The sequence below is a fragment of the Actinoallomurus acaciae genome (assembly GCF_042429965.1).
Taxonomy (GTDB): domain Bacteria; phylum Actinomycetota; class Actinomycetes; order Streptosporangiales; family Streptosporangiaceae; genus Actinoallomurus; species Actinoallomurus acaciae.
Genome location: NZ_JBHLZP010000816.1, coordinates 1 through 2560, shown reverse-complemented (window position 1 = coordinate 2560; position 2560 = coordinate 1). Strand labels below are relative to the sequence as shown.

2 protein-coding genes are annotated in these 2560 nt (G+C 73.9%); one reads left to right on the top strand and one right to left on the bottom strand.

The window, feature by feature from the left end; translation table 11 throughout:
* Positions 1-483 (bottom strand): ATP-binding protein (locus ACFFNX_RS47455; RefSeq protein ID WP_378212992.1); only part of this gene is annotated, 483 nt, incomplete at its 3' end.
* 276 nt (positions 484-759) lie between these two features.
* On the opposite strand from ACFFNX_RS47455, the gene ACFFNX_RS47450 reads away from it, so the two are divergent.
* Positions 760-2442 (top strand): PucR family transcriptional regulator, encoded by a 1683-nt coding sequence (locus ACFFNX_RS47450; protein WP_378212991.1) that lies wholly within the window; start codon positions 760-762, stop codon positions 2440-2442.
* The last annotated feature ends 118 nt before the right edge of the window (positions 2443-2560 follow it).

The following is a 2560-nucleotide window of genomic DNA, read 5'->3' as shown; positions in this document are numbered from 1 at the left end:
CGCGGCGCCCCGGCCCGGATCAGTGGACCGGGCCAGCAGCCAGGCCACCGCGTGATGGGTGCGCCGCGACGCGAGGGGCTCCAGGGCCGCGAGCGTGTCCGGATCGGCCCACTGCAGATCGTCGAGCGCCACCAGCACGGGACCCGCGTCGGCGCGCCGGTCCAGGGCCGACCGCAGCCGCTCGATTCGCGGTTCCGGCGGCAACGGCTCGTCGAAGGCGGTCAGGAGGGGTTCGGCGGGTGCGGGCGAGCCGAACTCCCGTGCCCGGCCGGCGACCGTGATCAGGCCGCGCGTGGCGGCCTCGCGCACCGCCTGATCCAGCAGCAGGCTCTTGCCCGAGCCCGGCTCGCCCTCCACCAGGAGGGTCCCCGGCCGCCCGGACTCGGCCGCCTTCAGCAGCCCGAGCACCGTGGTCCATTCGCGCCTCCGGCCGCGCATCGTCCTCGCCGCCGGGCCCGGATCACGGGACACGGTAGCCGTCATGGCTCCAGCGTCCAGTGAGCGACCAGGGCCCGACAGGTCACCGCGGGGCCAAAACCACGCTCCCGTACGGTCCGGGACTCGACCGGCCCCGCGTACTCCGACCTGACGGGTGTCCCCGAGGGTCGAAACGATCAGCGCGCACCGTCCTTGGGGGCCGGTGGTTCCGAAACTGGGTACGTATGCTGGTAAGAGGGGGGAAATGGCTGGTCATCGCGCTTTCTGGGGTCGCGACGGGACCCGGTGCGCCGCCACGCGACGGATGGGGGACATGTCGCGATGCCGATTATTCCGGAGTCGCCGCCCGGCCCGTCCCCGCAGGATCAACTGTCCGGCATGCGGTCGCTGCTCGCCCTGTCCATGGTGATGAGCGAGAGCGACGACCAGAACCACATCCTCGGACTGACGGCCACGGCCGTGCCCTCGCTCGGGCAGTGCCGGCTGGAGGGCGTCCACCTCACCGAGGGCGGGTGGCAGGCGGTGCCGGGCGTCCACGCCACCTCGGACGCCCGGGGAGATCTTGAAACCCAGTTCGCGGTGCTGAGCGTGGCCGGCGGGCCGGTGGCGGTGCTCGGGCGCGCGTGGGCGTGGGCGTTCCCGCTGCGCAGCCTGGACGGTCATCTCGGCTATCTGGTGGCGAGCGCCGACGGCGAACCGACCTCGGCGGAACAGTTCCTGCTGCGCGTGCTGGCCCAGCAGGCGGGGATCGCGATCGCCGGCGCCCGGCAGCGGGCCTGCCAGCGGGCCGACGCCGAACGGCTGCGCGCCGCCAACACCGCGCTCGCCGAGACCGTCGCCGAACTGGAGTTCAGCACGAACGTGCACGAACGCCTCACCCGAGTCGCGGCGGCGGGCGAGGGGCCAGAGGGCATCGCGACCGCGCTGCACGAGCTGACCGGCTACCCGATCGCCGTCGAGGACCGGTACGGGAACCTGCGGGCCTGGGCCGGGCCTCGCCGCCCCGACCCCTACCCGAAGGAGCCGTGGGAGTCGCGCGAGCGGACGCTGAACGAGGCGGTGCGATCATCTCGGCCCCTGCGGCGCCAGGACCGGCTCGTCGTCACGGCCGGCCCGCGCGACGACGTCCTCGGCCTGCTCGCCCTGATCGACCCGGGGGAGTCGGCCGGCCGCTCCGAACGCGTCGCCCTTCAGCACGCCGCGACCGTCCTCGGCCTCGAACTCGCCCATCTGCACAACGTCGCCGAGGCCGAACTGCGGCTCGGGCGTGACCTGGTCGAGGAACTGCTGTCCGGCGCGAGCGAGGAGACCGTGCTGGCCCGCGCCGACGCCCTCGGTTACGACCTGCGGCGTCCGCACCGGGTGGTCGTCGTCGTGGGCCCGGTCGACGAGGGGTTCGGGCGCGCCGTCGGCGCGGCGATGCGGGACACCGGGGTCGGTTCGCTGTTCGCCGTACGGAGCCGGGAGGTGGTCGTGCTGTCCGACACCGACCGGCCGTGGCCGCGCTTCCGCGAGGCCGTACGCCGGGAGCTCGGCGGAGGCCTGTGCCGGATCGGCGTCGGCGGAGCGTACGACCGGCCGCTGGACCTGTCGCGCTCCTACCACGAGGCCCGGCTCGCGCTGCGGCTCCAGACCGCCGTCACGGGCGATCACCAGGCCACGGAGTTCGATCGGCTGGGGGTGTACCGGCTGCTCGCGGACGTGGGCGAGCCCGCGACGGTCGAGGGCTTCGTCCGCGAGTGGCTCGGGGACCTGCTCGACTACGACGCGCGCAAGGGGTCGGAACTGGTGGAGACGCTGAGCCGCTATCTGGAGCGCGGACGCAGCTACGAGGCGACGACGTCGGCACTCGCGATCCACCGCAGCACGCTGAAGTATCGCCTGCGCCGGATCCGGGAGATCTCCGGCCACGACCTGGCCGACCCGGACACGTACTTCAACCTGCAACTGGCCACCCGAGCCTGGAACACCCTCACCGCCCTCCGCGCCACCGACCACCCCTGACCAGTCACCGAGCCCCGCACTCCAGCCACCGAGACCCCCACCCCGCCCGCACTCCGCCCGCACTCCGCCCGCACTCCGCCCGCACTCCGCCCGCACTCCGCCCGCACTCCGCCCGCAC